Annotated in this window: 21 protein-coding genes; 5 read left to right on the top strand and 16 right to left on the bottom strand. The window is 37.4% G+C overall.

Annotation, left to right across the window (positions count from 1 at the left end; translation table 11 throughout):
* Positions 1–283: 283 nt before the first annotated feature.
* Together AC2VNP_RS13010 and AC2VNP_RS13005 are read right to left on the bottom strand one after the other, a co-directional pair.
* Positions 284–1297, bottom strand: a complete 1014-nt coding sequence (locus tag AC2VNP_RS13010; protein WP_486917736.1) for a serine hydrolase domain-containing protein — start codon at positions 1295–1297, stop codon at positions 284–286.
* Positions 1298–1323: 26 nt separating this feature from the next.
* The gene (locus tag AC2VNP_RS13005; RefSeq protein WP_486917735.1) at positions 1324–2904 is read right to left on the bottom strand and encodes a M3 family metallopeptidase; all 1581 of its coding nucleotides are present in this window, start codon (positions 2902–2904) and stop codon (positions 1324–1326) included.
* Between the two features lie 266 nt (positions 2905–3170).
* Between AC2VNP_RS13005 and AC2VNP_RS13000 the strand changes: the two genes are divergently transcribed.
* A complete protein-coding gene (locus tag AC2VNP_RS13000) occupies positions 3171–4427 on the top strand; it encodes an ATP-binding protein (RefSeq protein ID WP_486917734.1) in 1257 nt (418 codons plus the stop codon).
* Between the two features lie 236 nt (positions 4428–4663).
* The gene (locus tag AC2VNP_RS12995; RefSeq protein ID WP_486917733.1) at positions 4664–4933 is read left to right on the top strand and encodes a hypothetical protein; all 270 of its coding nucleotides are present in this window, start codon (positions 4664–4666) and stop codon (positions 4931–4933) included.
* 247 nt (positions 4934–5180) lie between these two features.
* Here AC2VNP_RS12995 and AC2VNP_RS12990 read toward each other — a convergent pair whose 3' ends face one another.
* The 10 genes from AC2VNP_RS12990 to AC2VNP_RS12945 all read right to left on the bottom strand — a co-directional run bounded on the left by AC2VNP_RS12990 (position 5181) and on the right by AC2VNP_RS12945 (position 14846).
* A complete protein-coding gene (locus AC2VNP_RS12990) occupies positions 5181–6377 on the bottom strand; it encodes an MFS transporter (RefSeq protein WP_486917732.1) in 1197 nt (398 codons plus the stop codon).
* 160 nt (positions 6378–6537) lie between these two features.
* On the bottom strand, positions 6538–7080 hold the full coding sequence (locus tag AC2VNP_RS12985; protein ID WP_486917731.1) for a manganese efflux pump MntP: 543 nt from the start codon (positions 7078–7080) through the stop codon (positions 6538–6540).
* Positions 7081–7109: 29 nt separating this feature from the next.
* Positions 7110–7637 (bottom strand): GNAT family N-acetyltransferase, encoded by a 528-nt coding sequence (locus AC2VNP_RS12980; protein ID WP_486917730.1) that lies wholly within the window; start codon positions 7635–7637, stop codon positions 7110–7112.
* Positions 7638–7856: 219 nt separating this feature from the next.
* Entirely contained in the window at positions 7857–8297 is a 441-nt protein-coding gene (locus AC2VNP_RS12975) for a hypothetical protein (protein ID WP_486917729.1), read from the bottom strand.
* 128 nt (positions 8298–8425) lie between these two features.
* Complete coding sequence (locus AC2VNP_RS12970; RefSeq protein WP_486917728.1) at positions 8426–8992, bottom strand: GNAT family N-acetyltransferase; 567 nt, start codon at positions 8990–8992, stop codon at positions 8426–8428.
* Positions 8992–10959, bottom strand: coding sequence for a DUF4910 domain-containing protein (locus AC2VNP_RS12965; RefSeq protein ID WP_486917727.1), 1968 nt, complete (start codon positions 10957–10959; stop codon positions 8992–8994). The genes AC2VNP_RS12970 and AC2VNP_RS12965 overlap by 1 nt, the downstream gene beginning before the upstream one ends.
* A 210-nt stretch (positions 10960–11169) precedes the next feature.
* Positions 11170–11727: a DUF3231 family protein gene (locus tag AC2VNP_RS12960; RefSeq protein WP_486917726.1), complete on the bottom strand. Its 558-nt coding sequence runs from the start codon at positions 11725–11727 to the stop codon at positions 11170–11172.
* A 373-nt stretch (positions 11728–12100) separates the two neighbouring features.
* Positions 12101–13663: a long-chain-fatty-acid--CoA ligase gene (locus AC2VNP_RS12955; protein WP_486917725.1), complete on the bottom strand. Its 1563-nt coding sequence runs from the start codon at positions 13661–13663 to the stop codon at positions 12101–12103.
* A 162-nt stretch (positions 13664–13825) separates the two neighbouring features.
* Positions 13826–14251: a DUF1284 domain-containing protein gene (locus AC2VNP_RS12950; RefSeq protein ID WP_486917724.1), complete on the bottom strand. Its 426-nt coding sequence runs from the start codon at positions 14249–14251 to the stop codon at positions 13826–13828.
* A 370-nt stretch (positions 14252–14621) separates the two neighbouring features.
* A complete protein-coding gene (locus tag AC2VNP_RS12945) occupies positions 14622–14846 on the bottom strand; it encodes a DUF3892 domain-containing protein (RefSeq protein WP_486917723.1) in 225 nt (74 codons plus the stop codon).
* A 175-nt stretch (positions 14847–15021) separates the two neighbouring features.
* On the opposite strand from AC2VNP_RS12945, the gene AC2VNP_RS12940 reads away from it, so the two are divergent.
* The gene (locus AC2VNP_RS12940) at positions 15022–16395 is read left to right on the top strand and encodes an amino acid permease (RefSeq protein WP_486917722.1); all 1374 of its coding nucleotides are present in this window, start codon (positions 15022–15024) and stop codon (positions 16393–16395) included.
* Here AC2VNP_RS12940 and AC2VNP_RS12935 read toward each other — a convergent pair.
* Together AC2VNP_RS12935 and AC2VNP_RS12930 are read right to left on the bottom strand one after the other, a co-directional pair.
* Positions 16376–17005, bottom strand: a complete 630-nt coding sequence (locus AC2VNP_RS12935) for a LysE family transporter (protein WP_486917721.1) — start codon at positions 17003–17005, stop codon at positions 16376–16378. The genes AC2VNP_RS12940 and AC2VNP_RS12935 overlap by 20 nt on opposite strands.
* Positions 17006–17168: 163 nt before the next feature.
* Complete coding sequence (locus AC2VNP_RS12930; RefSeq protein WP_486917720.1) at positions 17169–17825, bottom strand: hypothetical protein; 657 nt, start codon at positions 17823–17825, stop codon at positions 17169–17171.
* 115 nt (positions 17826–17940) lie between these two features.
* Between AC2VNP_RS12930 and AC2VNP_RS12925 the strand changes: the two genes are divergently transcribed.
* Positions 17941–19038, top strand: a complete 1098-nt coding sequence (locus tag AC2VNP_RS12925; RefSeq protein ID WP_486917719.1) for an alanine racemase — start codon at positions 17941–17943, stop codon at positions 19036–19038.
* A 314-nt stretch (positions 19039–19352) separates the two neighbouring features.
* On the opposite strand, the gene AC2VNP_RS12920 is transcribed toward AC2VNP_RS12925, so the two are convergent.
* Complete coding sequence (locus tag AC2VNP_RS12920) at positions 19353–20183, bottom strand: hypothetical protein (protein ID WP_486917718.1); 831 nt, start codon at positions 20181–20183, stop codon at positions 19353–19355.
* Between the two features lie 124 nt (positions 20184–20307).
* Here AC2VNP_RS12920 and AC2VNP_RS12915 point away from each other — a divergent pair, with 124 nt between their 5' ends.
* Entirely contained in the window at positions 20308–20736 is a 429-nt protein-coding gene (locus tag AC2VNP_RS12915; RefSeq protein WP_486917717.1) for a hypothetical protein, read from the top strand.
* 132 nt (positions 20737–20868) lie between these two features.
* On the opposite strand, the gene AC2VNP_RS12910 is transcribed toward AC2VNP_RS12915, so the two are convergent.
* The gene (locus tag AC2VNP_RS12910) at positions 20869–21366 is read right to left on the bottom strand and encodes a L,D-transpeptidase family protein (protein ID WP_418199419.1); all 498 of its coding nucleotides are present in this window, start codon (positions 21364–21366) and stop codon (positions 20869–20871) included.
* Positions 21367–21458: the final 92 nt, after the last annotated feature.

Below are 21458 nucleotides of genomic sequence, written 5' to 3'. Positions count from 1 at the left end.
AATCACATGATGATTAGCACCTCTTTTGGTATGGAGACAGCAGCTTGTACTTAGTTTTCACATATGGACGATGACTTTTGATAAGAAAAGCAAAAGCGGACTCCAGAAGCCCTTATTTGTGATAACACCAATGATTTATACAGTTTAGGGAATTCACAGGCTCTTATTTACTAAAAAACAGTCTTTTGCTCAAATAAATCTACAAATAAGGTCCTCTCAGTGCCCTAAAAGGTTAGCTATTTAAATTCCAGATGGATCATTTCTACAACTTTTGATGTAGTATTTACAAACAACCCATCACCGTATCTCCAAAACTACGAATATCCGCTAGATAGTCATATCCTTTAGGAGAGCCAAAGCTATTTAACATCCGCACGACAACTATATCATGTTTGGGGATCACCAATAGAGCAACATTCGTATACCCTAAGATTTGATAGGCCCCTTTTGGAATGAGCGGACCAATTTCAGACTGTAAAGCAGGCACGTCTTTTACAAACCATAAAAAGCCGTTTTGTGGTAGATCTTGGTCTTCTAACCGCGGGGATTGAAGAGCTGTTGCGAGTTCGATTATTTCTTTTACTACTTTTTGTTCTCCATTTATCTCTCCCTGTTTTAAATGAAGGTATCCCCAGTAAGCAAGTTCCCGGGTAGACACATACATATTCATTTTATCGCCTTCAGTACTTTCACTTGTAACCCAATTTCGATCATTCGGTTCACGGATTACATCGACTAGCTTTTCATTTGACTTATCATACCAGCCAGTTTCATGAAAATCGACTCGTTCAAACACTTCTTTTTGGAGGATTTCTGCTATCGTTTGACCTGTTGTCACCTTAATTACCACTGCTAAAAGATCTATACTAACCATACGGTAGGCCCAGCTGGTGCCGGCAGGAAATTCACGGAAAAGAGTACCTTCTTTGAAATGAAGTCCATGTGTATGGGTAAGGAGATGCCGAATCGATGTTCCTTCTAAAACATTTCTATCAAGATCATTCACATAGGTTGTTAAGGGATCATCAATCGAATGAATGTATCCATTATAAACGGCATAAGCAACCGCAAATCCGATATAGCTTTTCCGCACCGAAGCTACATGAAATTGGGAGTCTGCTTGAATCGGTCTCGCTAACGGATCAATGGAATGTTTTCCCCAATATTGTTCTGTTACGACCTTGTCCTTATGGATTACGATACATGCCGAACCTGAACAACTAACAACCTTTTGCGTATTTTCAATATGCTTCAGCACAGGATTAAATTGATCAGATAATTGTTTTGCCAAATCCATTAAATTACCTTCCTTCTAACAACAAACTAAAAAAACTGTTTTATAAAATAACGGGGATTTAAGTATTCCCCTGTCGCTTGTTTGATTTTTTCATTCCAATGTAATGAGGCTCCAGGTCGAATGAACTCACGTATTAAATACGATCCAACCTCTTCTGTAAATAACTCTTTTGATATGTTGTTTTCAATAAAACAATGCAACTGCGATGCGGTTAATTCGCCTAATAAATAATCTTGATACGAAGCCGGCGCAAGTGAGAAGTGCATTTTTGCTGCCCAGTCCGGGAAATGAGTCGCTTCTGGTGGATGCATAAATTGTATGTCTTTCACAAGCTCCCACCACAATTGATTTAAGTTTTGATTTGGATTTTCATACAACTCTCTTTCAAAAGAAGAAAATGTTATAATCCAGCGAGCTGAGACGAGCATTTGACGCTGAAGCATCTTATTAGCAAACGGCCTCATCTCTTTCAGTTGATTTGGCTGAAGATCCAAAAATCGTCTTTGCCAACTGTCCATTTTACTCATGCGACCGAAGAATAGAGCGATCGACTCAGTCGTTAACGTATGCGAGTGAAAACGAAGAATAAAAGGTAACTGACGATCGATGTTTTTAAAATACACCGCATGACCGAGCTCATGAAGTAAAGCCGTACACCAAAATAAACTCTCATCTAGGTTGACTAGTATTCTCACATCTCCCTCTCGATTGATATCCGAGCAAAACCCAAATGGATTTTTATGTTCTCGTGGGTATAAATCACTCCGCTTCAAAACGTCCTCAATGTCTAGTCCCATTGCCTGAAAGGTTTGGTTAACTATTTCCACTACATTTTTTCCTTTAAAATAACTATCTATATCTATCCCTTGAACAGCAGGCGCTTCTTGAAAGAAAGGATCTGTATAATGCCATGGTCGAATATCACGTGCCGAAATTCCCCATTTTTTTGCTAATTCTTCATCGATTTCTTGTTTCAGTTTCTCAAATGGAGCATCAGATTGTTCCTTTAAGTCTTCTAATATCTGAAATACATTATTAATGTCTAACTCTTGTGTTTCCATAGACATCTGATAAAAATTATCATATCCTAACGCCCGTGCATCTTCATTACGTTTATGTACCAATTGCAAGACTTGCGCTTCGATTTTTTTACTAATTTGCTTGCTGGCAAGCCATGCTTCTTTTCTTTCAACAAGGTCACGGCTACTCTTGAGAATGTCATTGATCTCATTGTTTGTTATTTCTTTCCCTTGAATATTCGGTCGAAAAGAAGTAAACGTTTGCGAGATTGCTTTTTCGAGTTCCACCGTTTTAGCGAGCGTATCCGGACTGAGTTGATTTTTGATCGTTTTTCGATAGATATCATCTAATTGGCGTTGTTGTTTATATTCTAAGTCTTGTATACTTCGAAAATATGACACTTGGTCCATCAACTCTTCGCTGGCAAAATGACTAAAATATGTATTTAATGCTTTTTCATGCTGTTCACTCCACTTTTGCTCTCCTGTTGTGGCCGCCATCCAGTGATTCGTTAGTACCGATTGGTAAAGGTCTTTTATCGTCTCATTTTGGTGATATAAGAACTCTTCAATGTTCTTTCCACTCATGCTATCCCTCCGCCTTCACTAATATTGCTATATTGCCATACTACCAGAAGAATGTATAAATTACTCCAAATATTCAAATAATCATAAATTAGCCTGCTTTTAGTATCACAAATACCTTTCACTTCTTAGCTTTAACAAGGAAATCTAGCCCAATTTATGAAAAAAATAGATATAATAGTAGGATCTGGTTGAAAACTAGAGGGAATTTGACTATTTTCTAGAATTATACGGTAGTAAGTATAGAAAAAAGAGGAGAATCCACGTTCATGCTACAGCAATTCTTATTACAAGTCGTTTTTATTTTATTTCCACCCTTACTTTATTACACGATACTAAAAAACAACACATACCTTGAAAAATATAATAGTTTAATTGTTGGTTTCCTTAGCAGCCTTGCTATTTTTTTATGTATGTCTTTTCCCGTTTCCTTCAGTACTGGGAATATGATGGATTTACGTACGATTCCTTGGATCCTCTCTTTTTTATATGGTAGCTTTCCCATTGGTGTATTTGTAACGATCATGATGTTTGCCTTTCGTGTATTTATTGGGGGAATGGGTGCTTATGCCGCTTTGATAGTCTCCTTAATATCGCTAATTCTTTTAATTATGTACTTTAGAAATTATCAAACCTTTACATACAATAAAAAAATTAAATCAACTCTAGTACTGACTGCCATTAATTCACTGCTTGTTATTTTCTCCATACAACTAATGTTTGGATATTCATCGAATGACGTGTATATGTTTTATTTGTTCTTTATTGTCATGCATATATTGATGATGTGGGTTTGCATCTATGTAATAGAAACGATAAGAGAGCATGGACAATTACGAGTCGAACTCGAAAAATCAGAAAAGCTTAATATTGTCGGGCAAATGGCCGCAAGTGTTGCTCATGAAATCAGAAACCCAATGACCGTCGTCAATGGTTTTGTTCAAATTTTACAACAAGATAAAGATACGCCTAAGAAACATCGCGAACATTATGCGATTATTACAAATGAATTAAGACGTGCTGAAACGATCCTTAACGATTATTTAACATTAGCAAAACCACAAGCCGTAAAGCTCGAAACGATCAATATTCATGAACAAATCAATCGGATCAATCACACTCTCTCATCATACGCACTCATGAAAAGTGTAGATATCGAGTATCACTTACCTTCAGAGAATAACTATTTTATAAAAGGCTGCCCTGAGAAATTCCAACAAGTGCTTATAAACATGATTAAAAATGCGATCGAGGTTTCCACAACAGGAGAAGTAGTTACCGTCTCCGTCTCAAAGACTAGAGACTTCTACTACATTACTATAAAAGATAACGGTTGTGGGATGACAAAAGACGAAATGGAAGCTTTAGGTACTCCATTTTATTCTTTAAAAGAACGAGGAACTGGTCTCGGCTTAACGATTTCATACAGTATTATCCATTCCATGGAAGGTACCATTGATGTGACAAGTCAAAAAGGAAAAGGATCGACATTTATTATTGGCCTGCCTGTACTAAAAGAAGCGTAGATAAACTTAGACAACTACCACTACGAACTTATAGGAACCTGTCACAAACTGCTGACATGCTGCATACGTTGAAATTAAGTTAGTAGGTACCAACCCTTTTTATAATGTTGAAATGGGATTAGGAGTAAACGTTTGAGCGAATCTTCTCTAATAAAAAATAGGACTTACATCCCAAGCTCTTAGACCCTATTAAAACATTAACTTGAACAGGGATTGGTTTTGGAGGGAGGGATTACATGCCTAAATATAGAAAAATACCGGTCGTCGTAGAAGCAGTAAAACTGAAGAGATCGATTACAATTGAAACAGCAGAAGGTACAGTAAGAGGTTTACCGGGTGACTATTTGATCACTGAACCGAGTGGAGAACAATACCCGATTCGATCTGAAGAGTTTGAAGCAACTTATGAACGAGTAAAATCGTCAAAGGACCTTGGTAACTTTCTAAAAAGAGCGCTAGGGAAACTGAAGAATAAGTCTTCGGAGTTTTTTATGAAACATCAATAATCGCACTTAATATGGCAAAGAGAGGGATGAAAAGAATTTTAATGACGAAATAATTAGCCTACTATGAAAAGCGGTGTTCTCCCTTTTCAGTAGGTTTGTTTTTTGAACGATTTTATTGATTAACTCTTCTTATAGAAGAGCAACTCCCGACATTACTCTTAAATCTTTGGTTAAGAAAAAACTGACTCAAACTACAACCCCTTTTCAATAAGTGTGAGTTCCTAGTTGAGCCAGCTGTACGAGGCAATTATTTAATCTTAATAAACATAGATACGATTAATCCTATGCAAAGAAAAGCCCCAAGTACTAGGAAACTCATCGTATAATTCAAAACATCCATTAAAAAAATCGCTGTAACCGGTCCTAAACTTGCCCCCACAAATAAAATAAAAGCATTAAATGTAACGGCAGTACCTCTTACTTTTTCTCCTAATATACTGACCATTGATATTGTAACGGGACAAACTAATGCTATGCCTGCCACAAATACAACACTCATAAGAACTATCAAAATTAAATTGGAGAAAACACCTACCATCGCCACTCCTACGCTTGCAAGAACCATTCCCACACGTAATACAGTTGAAATACCAAATCTATTAGAAAGCTTTCCAGCAAAAGGAGCAAATATAATGCCAAAAATCCCGACTGCTCGAACCGTTAAAATTACTTGGCTCGACAACCCAAACGTATTCGTACTTAAATAGCTGCCCAATATCGTATACATGGCAACGAGTGAAAAGAGTGTTAGAAACGTAATGAACAATGTAAGCAGCAACTGTTTATTTTTCAGCAAAACTGCCATTTGTTTAAAAATAGCCCACACGCTCCACCCCCTCGAGCTTCGTTCCTCTCGAGGAAGTACGAAAATAACGAGAAGACTGGAAATAAAATACAACGCTGCCAGAGTAAAAAAGATTACTGGCCAGCTCCAAAGCTCTTGAATCGCACTGCTCAACACTTGCCCAAAAATAGCTGCCGTCAAAAAACCTGAGGTAATAAATCCGATGGTTGTCAATCGCTTCTCCGAAGGATACACTTCCCCTACATAAACAAGAGAGATAGGCGCATATACAGAAGCAACGGCTCCTTGAATCGCTCTTAAGATCAGTAACCAATAAAAACTTTCGACAAATCCAATCAAAAGAGTAACAATTGTAATGGAGCATATTCCAATTATTAAAAAGGCTTTGCGTCCAAATCGATCAGAAAGTGCCCCAAAAATTAAACAACCGAGTGCGTAGAAGAGGGAGAAAACACTTCCTGTTAGAGCTGCTTGCTGTAATGAAACTTCAAAAGTTGAACTAAAAACGGAAATAAGCGGGATCGTAATATACATGCTCGATAATACTACGAGTCCACACCACACTAATACTACAGTTATAAATGAATATGACTGGTCGGTTGGGTTTACTTTTACCTCATTTAGTTGCATCTCACTCATAGAAGCCCTCCTTTTAGTAACTCCCCCTTTTAAGTACTTTTAGCAAATATATATGATTATGCCACCCTTTTTTTATATAGAAGTTGTTTGACTATTTGCTTCGTATGAAAAACACGAATAAACCAAAAAACTTGATCGCAAACACCTACGACCAAGTGATTTAAATGAACAATATAAATAAAGCGAGGGCAATAAATAACCAACCAGATATCGAGCTTGCATGATTTTTAAATACATTCAGTGCCACTAAGTGACCAAATTTGGAGCCAGCCCATATAAAGAGGAAACTAGTTGCAAAGGCCAATACACTTGATAGTATAATTGGAAAACCTGCCAATCCACCTGAAAAGCCTGCGGCTAAAGAGTCGATCCCTAATGCAATCCCTAAAAGGACCGCAGCTTTTAAGCTTAGATCCAGCTTTTTATCACCCATCTCCTCTTGGTTCGATTTTCTAGCATCCCATAAAAACCATAAACCAATGATGAGAAAAACAAAGGAAGCTAAATAGAATAATAAATGCTCTGGTATCACCCCAGCAATAACGTCTCCAAAATATAACCCTGTCCCCATCGTTAGCCCCGAAAAAATCGCAATGATGAATATAACCTTTAGCGGAATTTTCCCTCTCATACCGAGTGAAAAACCTACCGCTAAATCATCGAGATTAGACGCAATGACAAGTATCATTATATGCCAAATCAAAGGATGCCTCCTTCAGAAAATTTTTCGTTTTATAAAACCGCTGATCCCTGCCTAGAGTTACAAATGATGGAATAAATAAGGGTAGGTCGATCTTTAATATTCGTTTCCTTCTCCATACTCATACCTATCCGTTCAGCAACTTTGATCGAACGGGTATTGTATTTATAGATCATCGAGATTAAACGAGACCATCCAAGCTTATTCCAACCATAGTCCCGAACAGCCCTTGCTGCTTCCGTTGCAAATCCTTGTCCCCAGTAGTCTCGAACAAATAAATACCCAATTTCCATTTCTTCTTGACCATCTACGATCTGCGGAACAATCCCACACTGACCAACGAATGTGCCTGTATTTTTTAACTCGCATATCCAAAGCCCCGACTGATGTTTTTCGTAATTCTTTATATTCCAGTTTATCCATTTTCGTGCATCTTCTCTCGTCTTAGTTGATGTATAGTACTGCATCGCAATGGGATCGGAAAATATTTTTATAAGATGATCTTCATCTTGAACATTCATCTTTCGTAATGTTAAACGTTTAGTTTCTAGTATAGTCATCTCTATCCTCCTCAAGGTTCCTCTATCCCTGTCTCAGCCAAATATGGCCCCGTCACACTAACCGATTATAACTGTCTACGTTTAAGCTCATTGTAAATGAGAAGAGATAAAGAACCATCTTCATCATACATCCTTTTCTAGAGATATCCATTTTTTATCTACGCAGCTCAAATAAAAATACCCGCATGGCGTTGCTGTCTGCGAGTATCGAATCGTAGATTAATTTGCTTGTCTTATTTCAACATGCTCACTCAATTTAATATTAAGTTTGTCAAAGTCTCTTATTTTTAATAAGTCCAAATTAATCTCAACTTCTTTTCCGCTCGTTAATAGTAAGATTAGTTTATTGTCACTAATTCTACTTTCTTCAATATCATCATAGTTAATTTGCCGCTTCAAACGAATAAGGCCTTTATGAACTAACAACCTGTCATTTTCCAGTTGTATATATGTAATGTCATTCAAACGTAAATAATAAATTCCTATAACTATACTTAATGCCACATTACAGCTAATAATAATCGCGACAATAACTGTATAAGCACTAAACCCTAACCCAATAAATAGAAATAGTAGACAAATAAAATTTAGAACAGCAACGCCTAACCATAACATCCCTGTTGTTTTCCATACGCTATTTTCTCTATATTTCAAATCCACTCCATCCATCTCCCCATCACTTCTGTACCACTACTATACTATTTTTCGTTTTTTTTGTAAAAGTGAGTGCGGCACAATAAAAACAGAAGCTGTTTCATAGGAACAGCCTCTGCTTCGTCTTCCAATTATCAGTTTTCGTTGAACTCCTTATGTGTGATCCGCATGATTTGATTATCTTTATATTCTCCGTCGTATAATTCTCGTTTAGGAAGTACTTTTACTTTTTGAAAGCCACATTTCTCATAACAAGCAATCGCCCTTTCGTTCCACGTCTGCGGATCGATGAAAATTTCATGTACACCAACCTTGGTAAATAAGAAATCGACTGTTAACTTTATTACGTCTGTTCCAATTCCTTTATTCCAATAAGTCGGTTCACCGATAAATAAATCGATTCCATACACTTGTTCGTTTCTTGCAGCTCCGTACGCCTCAATTTCTTCTTGTTGTAGATGATAAAACTGTAAATAACCAATGGCTTCGTCACCGTAAACGATGATACAGGCTTGCACATAGTCCTTGCCGATCGCTCGTGGACGATACTCATCGTGAATCTGTTCAAGAGTATGTTTCACACTTTTTCCTTCGTAATACTCTTGAACGACTTCATCATTTAACCACTTATAGAGTAATTTATAATCTGATTCACAATCCATCAGTTTTCGAATGGACAATCTACCATTTGTAGCTAGCATTAGCTATCGTCCCTGCAAGATATTAATCCTAACCGCTCACATAGCTGCAAATAGTTTTGGGCATATTCCAAGTCATAGGATCCTGACTCCATGTGAACTAATGCCAAAACCTCTCGTACGGAACGAGTGCCATCGATCCAATATTGTAAAAACACTTCATAACCTGCTGGGGGCTTTGTCTGTTTCTTGTATTCATACCATTGTAAGCGTTCTTCTAACGGTAGTCGTTCTAACTCAAACGTTAAATCAAACGGACCCTCATAGGTTCTTTTATACACCTTCTCTGTAAATTCTGATGGTAGACTAGCCGCTTTCGTTTCAGTCCTAGCACCCAAAGCTTCGGTTTCCTGTTCGTGCTGTTGTAAAACTTTTATTTGTTCACCTAGTAATTCTTGCGCTCGATCAACTTGTTGCGGAATGCTAGTAAACTTGCGAATGTCGGCATACTGTCGATAGCTTTCCAATGCACTTTTTTCATACTCACAATAAAATTCAAAGGCTCCTGCCCAATCTTTTTTAAGTTTCTGATCATTATATATCGTCATAAGCGCCTGTTGTAAATCTGTGTATCTCGTAGCGGTATCATTGTTTAATAGTAACGACCAGTCTTGTTCACTGCCATTCGCCAAACCATATGCATATAAAGCTGTCGTCTGTGCAACTATTTCCATCATGTTTGGATCAAGGTTATTCGTAGAATCTTCGGTCGTATGGTAATGCTTATCTGGCCATTGGATGAGCATCGGACATGGAATCCCAATCGTCGGATCTGCAATAATATAATGATCACTTCCTCCTGAAAACCGTGTTCTTAAGAAATGGGTTGTACTATAGCTGAAGGTTCCTGTTAAATTGCTCGTATTCAAACTTGCTCGCTGAAATAAATTATAAGCAAAACGATCAAGAAAAGTCGGCGTTGCCATTGGTGGCTGTTCAATACATAACGGGCCACCACCTTTCGTCTGATCCGCTCCCACCATATCTAAGTTCAGCGCTGCAATAGTCGTTTCTTTCCGCTCCGGGTGTTGAGCAAAGTACGCATACGTTCCTGTCATTTCAGGCATCATTAAAAAACGTATCCCTAAATCAGGTTGCGGCAGCTTCCCTTCACTGATCAGTCTCTGTAATGCTCGCATCGTTTCCATTAATGTACCAGGGCCTGATGCATTATCTTGTCCCCCAGGATACGGATGACATAAGTGACTGACTAGAAGAACTTCTTCTTGTTGTTTTCCAGGGATAAAAAACTCGATATTCTCGTAGTGACCATCATACAGCTTGGCATCCACTTTTGCTTTCAAACGAACCGTTCCTTGTTTACTTTTGGCGCGTAATTCTTCTCCAACTCTTGGAGAAACCGCAAAACCGAATGCTTTTTGTTCGTCTCCCTGCCACCAGAATGACGTATACTGGATAGCATCAGGCATATCTAACCGCGTTCGGATCGGGGCATACTCATTTAAATTATCAAATACAAGCCCGATTGCCCCATGCTTCACTACGGCTAGATCATGAATTAAAAATTGGTTTCCACGAACAAGCGCAATTTTGCCTTTTAAATTCAATCCATCATAACTTGTCGGGTCTTCTGCCTGTTCAACGACAACAAGTTCGGCTTCAACCCCTTCAGGTGGTGTCGCTACACTTCGTTGTACAACAGAAATTTCCTCTTCTTCAAACCGTGCAATCCGCTTCCGCTCCTCTCCTTCAATCCATAACTCAGCATGATTACAATGCCATTCTTGGAAGGTCCGATGAGCTAAAAATCGGCTGCCTGCTTCAGCTGAATAGGAAATTAATTCAGCATCGACCCCATCACGTTTTAATAATTTCACAACCGCTTCTGCCGCTTCACGGTACCCAGTTGACGCTTGAATCCGATGAAACTGCGCAATTCGATCGGCATATCGAAACGCTTGTCTGCCTGAAAGTTCTTCTTGTAAAACTTTTCTCCAGTTCGAAAACATATTCATTTCTCCTTTATATGAACTATGTATTTTATTTATTATTTTTAGACTATTCGGTTATTATTGTACCAAAATGAAGGGAACTTTTGGGAGTCTCTGATAGATTTCTTTAGTTACCCGTAATATTTATGCAAACAAAAATATACCTCCTGCAACATTACAGTTACAGAAAGTATATTAAACGATGAATGTTTAAAACCAATGATTTCATTAACTATGCTCTCTTGGGACACCAGGAGGTGAGTAAGGTGGCGGACTTTTCAACCATCCTCTCGCTTTCATTAAGTTTTTAAGCGGTGAGGCAAATTTCATCAGTTGGACTTGGATTTGAAAAAACAACAGACCGACATCACTTCTTATACATTGAGACATGGAAGTTGCACAAAAGGCAATGGAAGTGGCAACTTTTGCAGAAATTAAATTTGCAATTTCATCGTTTGTTAGTCTAACGCCTTCAGGAACTGCAGCAGGGTCTGAGTGCGGCTTATCTTCATTTACTGCAGGTAATTGAACTCCCTCCTTAATCAAGAACTCTTTAATCATTTCGTAATCTTTTTTTGATGCTTGAACTGCATTTTCTAATGTATGTTTTAAATCAGAATCAGTTGTTGTGTTAAGTGCGGCTTGGTAAAGAGCCCTTGCCTCTTGGAATGCAGTGACAGCCGTCCATAAGCTCATCACTTCACCTACATGTAACGGTGGTTTCGGTTCATCATCTATAAAAGATTGCAACAATTCGGTTACTGCTTCTATCGCTCGTGTCATCATTTCCACCCCAAGGTAAAATTATTATGTAAAACTAGTGCATTCGGAAGGCACTAGTTTTTCTAATTACACTTTTATTAATGCTTAAATTCGGCTAGATCGAACCGTTAGGAGGTAAGTTAAACTTATCAAAAACACTTGAATATTGTTCATTCGCTGAATAACTTTTGACAACAAAGTTTTAAACAATACGCTAAGTCGATTGATCATTTTCATCCCCTCCATCCATTATTATTTGCTATAGAAGTGGAAAATTAATTATGAAATTATTTCCAAAAAAAAAAAAAAGGCTCTGAAAAATCAAAACCCATGAACTCAAATAAACTTAAACTAATACTTCTTTAACTATTCATCATGAATACGTGAAAATCATTCACTAGTTCACGTTTCGTTCTACAACTCCCCAATATCTTGTCCTCAATGCCTTTTTATCAATTTTACCATATGGTGTTAAAGGAAATTCCTTAACGAATTCTATATCTTTTGGTCGTTTATATTTAGATAATAGTCGTGAACAGTGGTCTAAGATCTCATCCTTGTTCACGCAATCAAGTGTCGGAATGATCAATGCCAGCACTGTTTCACCCCAATCCTTATGAGGTACACCAATGACTGCAACTTGGCTTACATCAGGATGTTGTTGAATAACATTCTCTACTTCCGTCGTATAAACGTTCATACCACCACTAATTATCATGTCTTTTTTCCGATCTAATAAGTAAACAAAACCATCTTCATCAATCTTTCCGACATCTCCTGTAAATAACCATCCATTTTGTATCGTCTCTTCAGTCTTTTCGTGTAATTTATAATACTCATTCATAACATACGGAGACTGAACGATAATTTCTCCCTCTTCTCCAGTAGCCACCATGTCTCCATTTGGATTAACAACTTTTACATTACACATTAAAACAGGACGACCGCAACTTTTTAATCGGTGAACCCGGTCTTTATCCAAGGAGTGGTCTTGCTTTGTCAGCTTAGTTATAAAGTTGGGACACTCAGTCTGCCCAAAAAATTGGAGAAAAACTGAACCGAACCGATCTAACCCTTCTTTTAATCGCTGTTCCGTAATAGGTGCAGCTCCATAAACAATCGTTTTAATAGAAGAAACATTGTAGGTATTATTTTTTAATTCGTCGAGCACTCTATAGATCATCGTTGGAACCATAAATGTAAAAGTAACCTTTTCTTCTTCAATAATCCTAAGTATTTTTTGGGGATCAAATTTTGGTTCAATGATAATTGTAGCACCACGAAGTAATCCTGTTTGAGTAAACAAACCTGCTGAATGGGAAAGTGGAGTGGAAATTAACATTTTTTCTTTTTCACTGATTTCAGTTTCAATCATGTGTGAACACATATTAATGAAACCGTTTCTTTGAGTATGTACAACACCTTTTGGTAAACCAGTTGTACCACCTGTATAGGCGAGCAAATATAAATCTTCTGGTTGTAATTTGCTTTGCGGGTTTTCACTAGGATGAAGTGCGATAAATTGGGACCAAGGAATAAATTCTGACGGACAATTTTCTTGCTCACAAATGGCTACGATGTATTTTAAATGAGGAAGATTTTCTTTGATGTTGAGGATCACATCGAAAAAATCGGGTCCAACAAATAGGATCTTTGCTTCAGAGTCTTGCAAAATATACTGAATCTCTTTTTCAACTAACATATCATTTAACGGAACCTTACCGGAACCGCTTTTCATAATCGCTAAATCCGCCATAATAAATTCCGGACAGTTAGACATGAGTAGTGCAGAACGTTCACCAGGCCCGATACCTAGCTCAATCATCGACCAACTACAACGATTTGCATGTTGTTCGATTTGTTCATAAGTATATTCTTGTTCTTGAAACTTAATGGCCGTTCGGTCCTTATAATTGAAAAAAGCTTGTTCAAATAAAGATTGCATGGTCTCTTTATACATACGTAGCCTCCCTAATATAAACTCTACTATATTGTATATATTTTTTCTGAAAATTTCAAATATTAAAGGTACCTTTTAAGTTAGAGTTTTTTGGGATTAAGCGCTAGTATATATTCACATATAAGTAGTTTAACTTTATTAATTACTCAGATATCTTCCAATTCAAACATTGCTAATTTCTGTTTCTTTTAATTGGCGAATAGCAGCCTTACAAACACCATATGAAAGCCATTTACATCCTTTACATAGGATATCTAAATCATCTGGCTCAATATTCTCTCGTATTCGTCGAAAAATAGTTTTCTTGGAATAATAAAAACCAGGGCGTACTTGTAATTTTTCATTTATTCTACGGTCCAGTTCCCTGATCTCATAATCCACTTTTTCAAATGTGGTGCAGTTGTTCCGTTCCATTGCTGGGCAATGCTTGCAAATTTCATCCGTATGCTCATTTACATATATCTCAAAATCAAGATCTAATTTTCGATAAATCGGTGCGAGGTGCTCCATTTTATTAATAAAAGAAGGAGAATATCCATGTCCACTATAGCCTAATAAACATAATAAATGATGTCCCCGTAAATTCATTTTCCTCACTCCCCCTATAAATCCGTTTCGTTTCCGCGTTAGCAAAAAACCTATCAACTCATTGTATCTTTCTTTTAAAATTCCGTTTACACTTTCATTTATATTATATAAACATTCAATAAATACAAAGATAATCCCTTCTTAATAAACTAAACGTAAACTCACTTTTTTCATATGTTAACATATAACTTGTTCTCACAATAGGTTTATAGTTGTTATTTTATTTTTATTTTTCACATGATTATTCCCTTACCAACATATTCAATTCACTTTCTTACACACACTTATCTTATGTTAAAACCACAAAAAAGAAGACCACCTTATTAAGTAGTCTTCCTTCCGTTTCTCTATCTTAATTTTATTCATTAGATTAAAAAGTTGGTAAGTTGTCTAAATTGTTCGTTGGATCGCCATCTGCATCACTGCGAAGATGCATGTCTCCATCTCGTCCTCTGAATACATTGACGTGTTCAATTTCACCGTTTTGTGCCATCATTTGAGCTTGCTTGTAATCAACAATTTGTCCACTCGATAATTTTAATTCTATGATATCGCCTTCGTTATTTTTTCTGACAGCTACAACTTGTTGACTCATACAGATAGCCTCCTTCATCATGGTGAACTGATTTATTTCAACTTTAGTATTACACAATATAAAAATTTTATCCTTATAAAGGGTGTAAATCTCTCAAAGGATTACGTTATTTCTTACATAAAGTGACCGTCCTTATCGAACAATACAATCAAGATCAAGGGAGTGGTGATGGGAAATGAAATCAAATTCCGCTGAACAAAAAGAAAAACCGTTACAGTGGTGGCAACTCTCGTTATTAGGTGTTGCTTGTACAATAGGAACAGGGTTTTTCCTCGGTTCAAGTATTGCGATAAATATGGCTGGGCCATCTGTTATTTTTTCATATGTTATAGCCGCGATTGGAACGTACTTTGTATACGAAGCACTAGCTAAATTAATGATTAATGATCCACAAAAAGGGTCTTTTCGTACATATGCAAAGCATGCATACGGACGTTGGGCTGGTTTTACGAGTGGATGGGTATATTTCCTTTCTGAACTGTTGATTATTGGTAGCCAAATGACTGCCCTGTCAATTTTCTCACGGTTTTGGTTTCCTAATATTCCATTATGGGTATTCGCAACAATTTATTCAATTCTTGGTTTGCTCGTCATCCTAATGGGACCGTCTGGCTTTGACCGTGTAGAAAACTTACTAGCTGTTCTAAAAATTGCAGCCATTTTAATGTTTATCATTCTAGCCCTCCTTGCCCTATTTGGCGTGTTAGGGGCTGGAGACGGTGACGCGTTTCGAATTCCACGAACGTATGATACTGTCTTTCCAAATGGACTAACAGGTCTGTTGCCATCGCTTATTTATGGGTTTTACGGTTATGCCGGTATTGAAATTATGGGTCTATTAGCTGTCCGTTTAAAGGATATGAAAGAAGCACCGAAATCAGGTAAGGTCATGTTGTTTTTGTTAGCTATTATTTATGTATCTTCCATCGGGCTTGCCCTATTAATGGTTTCATGGGACCGATTTACGACAGAAAAAAGTCCTTTTGTAACTGCATTGAATCAATATGACTTAGCCTTTGTTCCCCATGTGTTTAATGCGGTCTTCATCATCGCCGGTTTTTCCACGATGGTTGCTTCGTTGTTTGCAATCATTCGTATTCTTGTAACACTTGCAGAAGACCGTGATGCACCAGGTATTCTTTCAAAACGGGTAAAGAAAGATATTGCCCTCCCTGCGATGGCATTAACTACAGGCGGTATAACGATATCTATTGTTTTAGCGCTAATTATGCCTGGGCGAATTTATGAATACGTGACGACAGCCGCTGGACTAATGCTTCTGTACAATTGGTTTTTCATTCTCGGATCATACGGTAGAATTATTAAGATGACATTAATGTCGAACATTAAACGGATTTTAGGATTTATTCTTGTTTTTCTCGGTGTTTTTGGGACCGTTTTTCACCAAACGAGCCGTCCTGGCTTTTTTGTGAGCTTAGCTTTTATTTTTGTAATCGGAATCGTCACTTTAATTATGAAACATTTTTGGAATAAAACAAAGGATGATGATAATGGCCCTGGTTCCTTGTTTACGAAAATAAAACAGTAGCTGCTTGAATACCGAAATAGATCCCAAAGCCAATCAACGACAAACCTGAAATAACAGAAATTACCGTCAATAATCGATTCGTTAAATATTTACGCATCGTACTTGCAAGCCCAGCCATCGTTAAATCCCAGATTGTAATTCCAATAAATATGGCGGCACTATACAAAATAACTTTTCCTGTACCATAAGTCGTTACGGTTTTCGCCAAAATCGAACCAAAAATACCTAGCCAAAAAAGGATCGTCAGCGGGTTAAATAAGGACATAAAAAATCCTGACATAAACGATTTTAAATGCGATTCTTTTTGGCTTCTCATGTTGTTAACATTGATTTGACTTGCTCCTGATAAACTTTCAAACCCAGTATAGACGAGTACAAAGAAACCGAAAATCCACAGGAACGTCTGCATAAAAGGAATTTCTAAAAAATGCACGACCCCTACAAACACTAATAACATATAAAAAGCATCGGCAACTGTAGCACCTAAGCCTACAAGCCAGGCATGAAAAAAGCCGTTTTTTATTCCTCTATCAATTTGGGCTGCATTAACCGGCCCAATGGGTGCAGCTAATGATAAACCTAAAAGAATATAACTTATAAAAACACTCATCGTCTCCTCCTCCAAATCAACTAGCTTTGTGCAACGGACAAACTGTACGACTTGTACATTGTATTCAGCTACTTTGAAACTTACGACTGAAGGATTTCAATTTTTTAATACAAATCTTAGCCAAAAAAAAGCTGCTTCTTCTAAAAAGAGGCAGCTTTCTCTACTAATTTAATTGAATGGAAACAATATAGACGTGGTCATAGTTTGTTACCTCTTTTAACTCTTCTTCCGTTAAAGGCCCATTGATCACTGTGATTGCATCTTCATTTGTCCTAATAACAGATGCTACTGCGTATGTTTCATTTAGCGATAAAGAAACTGGGTCTGTAATCCCACCGTATGCACTTAATGAATGATCTTCATCTAAGCTTAATTCTTTGTCAATCGAACCATGAGTGGTTTCTGAATTGGTCATCACAGATAACGTCAATCGTTCCTTCTTCATATTTTCAAATTGCTGATTAATAAAGATGGTTCGAATAACATTATCGTCACTATTTTCATAAATTGATGTTGTCATCTCAACTACTTTTGAGACGAGCTCACCTTTTGTATAGTGATCGACAGTGACATAAATCTCAGATACACCAACATTTTCAATGTCAATATCATAAACAAACGCACGGTCTCCAATACTTTGCAATAACCCCTCTTCAAATCTTGTTAATTCACCATTTTTGATCACTGCAGTTCTTTGCTGTTCCCTCGATTGTTCTTTGTTTCCTTGTTGATTGGTTGCACCTTCATTTGCCGGTCCTGTTGTACAAGCCGCTAAAAAAGCAATTGCACAAAGTATAAAAAGTAAAAATACGCGTTTCATTTGCCATCTCCTCTTCCCTGGAAAAACAACCTATGATAAATTCAATACGTAAGACGTTATTAAGTCCATCAGGTTACACTAAAATAATAAAATATTTTTCGAGGTGGTTCGGACCATGAACTCAATACATAGTTTAGATACTCCGTCATTGTTGCTCAACTTAAATCAGCTTGAAAGCAACCTAAATGATATACGAGACATTGCGAAACAAAATGGAATCGAGTGGCGCCCTCATATTAAAACGCATAAAAGTGTGAACATCGCAAAAATGCAATTAAAAAAGGGTGCGTGCGGTATTACTGTTGCTAAATTAGAAGAAGCAGAAGTTATGGCCGCCGCTCATATTTCAAATATATTAATTGCTTATCCACTAGCACAGCCAAAAAAGCTTGAGCGTTTAAAAAAATTATCTTCCGAAACGAAAGTTATACTAGCCATTGATTCAGGTGAGCAAGCTGAAATTGTGAATACCATTTTTTCCGGCTGTAGTGAGCCCTTAGAAGTGTGGATCAAAGTGAACTCTGGACTGAATCGTTGTGGTATTGAAATGGAGGAAATCGTTGAATTAGCACAAAAAATAAAAACGATGAATCACCTAACGTTAACTGGTATTTTTACACATGCAGGTCATTCCTATGCTGCAACTTCACAAGAGCAAATTGAAAAAATTGCGGAAGATGAAGCAAATTCAGTCATTCAAAGTGCCGAACTTTGCGAGCAAGCTGGCATTCCAATTCAACACCGAAGTGTCGGCTCTACACCGACGTTTAAGTATGGAGCAAAAATAAAGGGCATTACTGAAATTCGTCCTGGTAACGCTGCGTTTTATGATATGTGCCAAGTCGGATTAGGTGTTGCCGAAACTAAAGAATGTGCCTTGACCGTACTCGCGAGTGTCGTGAGTAAAAAGAAGGACCGGATTATCTTTGATACAGGTAGTAAAGCCTTGTCATTAGATCAAGGGGCACATGGGAATAAGAGTGTTATCGGTTACGGTAAGGTAATCAATCACCCTGAAGTTACGATCGAGCGACTTTCCGAAGAACATGGAGTCGCAACGTTTAAAGACACCCAATTAAAAATGAATGATACCGTTGAGATTATCCCTAATCATTCATGTGTCGTCGCTAACTTGTTTGAAGAGTATATTGTTCATCGTGATGGAGAAGTTGTTGATCGTTGGAAGGTCGAAGCTCGTGGAATGATGAAATAAGCAGAATATTATTGAAAAATTGATGGTTAGGTACATTCACATTAATTTTATGTTCTTATTTATGAGTTTTTATCGCTTTAGAGTGACTTTATTAATCAGTTTCTTTCATTTATTAGCCGATTTTTAATTTTATTGTCGGATTTACCGATTTATTATCCATTTTCATTATTTTATTGTCGGTTTTGAAAATTTATTGTCCGATTTCACGATTTATTTGCCAAAATGTGAACAGCACGCACCAACTACAAAAAATCAAAGGGGCTGACCGAAATCAGCCCCTTGTAGTAACCATTCTAAATGGCACGATCCCTAATTTAATAGCTATCGTACAATTCGCTTTCACTGCTGTAGTTACTACCATATTGTGATTGCTGGTCTTGGCCGCCACCTTGCATTTGTGAATTTTGTCCACCATACATTTGGCTTTGACCTTGGCCACTTTGCATTTGTGAACTTTGTCCACTTTGAGACATTTGGCCTTGCGACTGACCACCTTGTCCCATCTGTCCTTGTGACTGGCTTTGCATTTGTTGTAACTGTTGTTGTGATTGGTTGATTTGTTGAGTCATTTGATTAAGAACATTAAAGGATTGTAGGGATTGACTAACGCTACCTAACATTTGCGTCGCTTGCTGGATTGATTGCTGCAATTGTTGGAACGTCTTTTGTTGTTGTTGTTGAGCTTGTGAACTAAATTGCTGCATTTGTTGTAATAATTGATTAGCTTGTTGCTGATCTTGACCACTCGAAGATTGTGAGCTCATGGAACTATACTGTTGCTGGGTCGACTGCAATTGGTTTAGTGTCGATTGCATTTTTTCAAGATGACCACGCAATGGCATTAACTCCTCTCCAATTTCCTCTTCGGCCTTGGCTGCTGCTACTCGTTCAACGATTTCTTGTGTTTCTTTTTCCATCCCAAATTCCTCCCTAAATTGTTCTCGAATCGGTTCTTGATTAACGGCTCCCCCTGTAGTAACTGGGACAAACTCCGGTTTTACTTGTCGACGTGCCCAAGCGGTAACCGTAATTACACCAGCTAAAACTACAATCGTTAAGAACAAAAACATCACGATATCAATTGTAATCAACCTCCGATCACCAACACTTACATCCATGTGCCCTTGTGTCACTAGGACAACCATTATTATGATCAAGACCGTCGACTTCTATTTGATTAGAAGGGTGTTAATTATTAACTCTTTTCTCTAAAAGTAAATGAGATGAACACATCGATCATGGGGAACATTATCAGTGAGGTGGTTCAAAATGTACAAAAAAATAATGGCTCTAGTGTTACTCTTTATCGCAGTGACTACAGTGGTTTCAGCACAAAACCAGAAACCAGTCGAAATTTTTCATATTGAAAAAGGCGAGGTCATACAATCAGTACCTTCAACAGACAAAATACAAGCAGAAACCAAAACGCTCATAGAAAGTACAACCGGACTAAGCAAAAGGTTCAATCCTATTCCAGAAGAAGGATATATGATAAAAGTTCCATTTGAACGTGCAACTACAATAGAAAATGAGTGGTTTCATGATTTAGTCGATCAAGTCGTGTTTATTTTCCCAAAAGACGAAAAACCTTATTACCTGCTATTTAATGATGAAAATACACCTTTCTTCTTCACTTTTGACGGAAATACCAATCGCTTACTAAATGAACTAAACTTCGATCCATCTTCCGCAAACTAAAAAAAGACAAGCTTAACAAATTGTTGAGCTTGATACATAAGCTTCCGCATCATTTTTTAAAAAAGTCCACGCTAAATATTTCTATTTTACAGAAGTAAGAATATTTTAACCCTACCTTTATATATGACGGTCTCACGGTCGTATACTCACTCTAGTACCAATCGGTATTGTACGGGCCAATTCTTCTACATCTTGATTAAACATTCGGATGCATCCTCTAGAAACGGCTTTGCCAATCGAAGAAGGATCATTTGTTCCATGAATACCATAATGTTTTTTAGATAACGACATCCACATCGTCCCAAAAGGACCTCCAGGATTCGGTGCTTTATTGATGATGACAAATTCTCCTATCGGTGTTTGTTTTAGAATTCGCCCAACAGCAATCGGATACGTTTTTACAACGGCACCGTTTTGGAATAGTGTCAGCGTACGATTTGAAATGGACACCATAATCGAATATGGCAGTAAGTCTGGATTAGGTAATCCAGGGATTGTAATTGCCTGCCCTACGTAGATCAAATTAGGATTAACGATCTGATTGGCTTGCAGTAAAGTTGTATAAGGTATACGGTAATCTTCTGAAATTTGCCACAAGGTTTCCCCTGGCCTCACAATATGCTGATACATTTTAACAACTCCCGATACTAAATATTTTTATATTATATGGAAGAAAGTACCTTACGGAGCTTTACCCATAAATCTTTTCACATAGTCAAGCC

It is taken from the genome of Alkalihalobacterium sp. TH-98, from assembly GCF_057473385.1.
This window is presented reverse-complemented; position numbering and strand designations above follow the sequence as displayed.

Bases quoted from the DNA above. Each gene is read 5' to 3' on its own strand.
- AC2VNP_RS12920 (WP_486917718.1), bottom strand. From the start codon at position 20,183: ATGGTTGTCCTAGTGACACAAGGGCACATGGATGTAAGTGTTGGTGAT.
- AC2VNP_RS13010 (WP_486917736.1), bottom strand. From the start codon at position 1,297: ATGGATTTGGCAAAACAATTATCTGATCAATTTAATCCTGTGCTGAAG.
- AC2VNP_RS12935 (WP_486917721.1), bottom strand. From the start codon at position 17,005: ATGAGTGTTTTTATAAGTTATATTCTTTTAGGTTTATCATTAGCTGCA.
- AC2VNP_RS12990 (WP_486917732.1), bottom strand. From the start codon at position 6,377: ATGAGTGAGATGCAACTAAATGAGGTAAAAGTAAACCCAACCGACCAG.
- AC2VNP_RS12970 (WP_486917728.1), bottom strand. From the start codon at position 8,992: ATGCTAGCTACAAATGGTAGATTGTCCATTCGAAAACTGATGGATTGT.
- AC2VNP_RS12930 (WP_486917720.1), bottom strand. From the start codon at position 17,825: ATGAAACGCGTATTTTTACTTTTTATACTTTGTGCAATTGCTTTTTTA.
- AC2VNP_RS12955 (WP_486917725.1), bottom strand. From the start codon at position 13,663: ATGTATAAAGAGACCATGCAATCTTTATTTGAACAAGCTTTTTTCAAT.
- AC2VNP_RS13000 (WP_486917734.1), top strand. From the start codon at position 3,171: ATGCTACAGCAATTCTTATTACAAGTCGTTTTTATTTTATTTCCACCC.
- AC2VNP_RS12980 (WP_486917730.1), bottom strand. From the start codon at position 7,637: ATGACTATACTAGAAACTAAACGTTTAACATTACGAAAGATGAATGTT.
- AC2VNP_RS13005 (WP_486917735.1), bottom strand. From the start codon at position 2,904: ATGAGTGGAAAGAACATTGAAGAGTTCTTATATCACCAAAATGAGACG.
- AC2VNP_RS12960 (WP_486917726.1), bottom strand. From the start codon at position 11,727: ATGATGACACGAGCGATAGAAGCAGTAACCGAATTGTTGCAATCTTTT.
- AC2VNP_RS12965 (WP_486917727.1), bottom strand. From the start codon at position 10,959: ATGTTTTCGAACTGGAGAAAAGTTTTACAAGAAGAACTTTCAGGCAGA.
- AC2VNP_RS12915 (WP_486917717.1), top strand. From the start codon at position 20,308: ATGTACAAAAAAATAATGGCTCTAGTGTTACTCTTTATCGCAGTGACT.
- AC2VNP_RS12910 (WP_418199419.1), bottom strand. From the start codon at position 21,366: ATGTATCAGCATATTGTGAGGCCAGGGGAAACCTTGTGGCAAATTTCA.
- AC2VNP_RS12945 (WP_486917723.1), bottom strand. From the start codon at position 14,846: ATGAGTCAACAAGTTGTAGCTGTCAGAAAAAATAACGAAGGCGATATC.
- AC2VNP_RS12940 (WP_486917722.1), top strand. From the start codon at position 15,022: ATGAAATCAAATTCCGCTGAACAAAAAGAAAAACCGTTACAGTGGTGG.
- AC2VNP_RS12950 (WP_486917724.1), bottom strand. From the start codon at position 14,251: ATGAATTTACGGGGACATCATTTATTATGTTTATTAGGCTATAGTGGA.
- AC2VNP_RS12995 (WP_486917733.1), top strand. From the start codon at position 4,664: ATGCCTAAATATAGAAAAATACCGGTCGTCGTAGAAGCAGTAAAACTG.
- AC2VNP_RS12925 (WP_486917719.1), top strand. From the start codon at position 17,941: ATGAACTCAATACATAGTTTAGATACTCCGTCATTGTTGCTCAACTTA.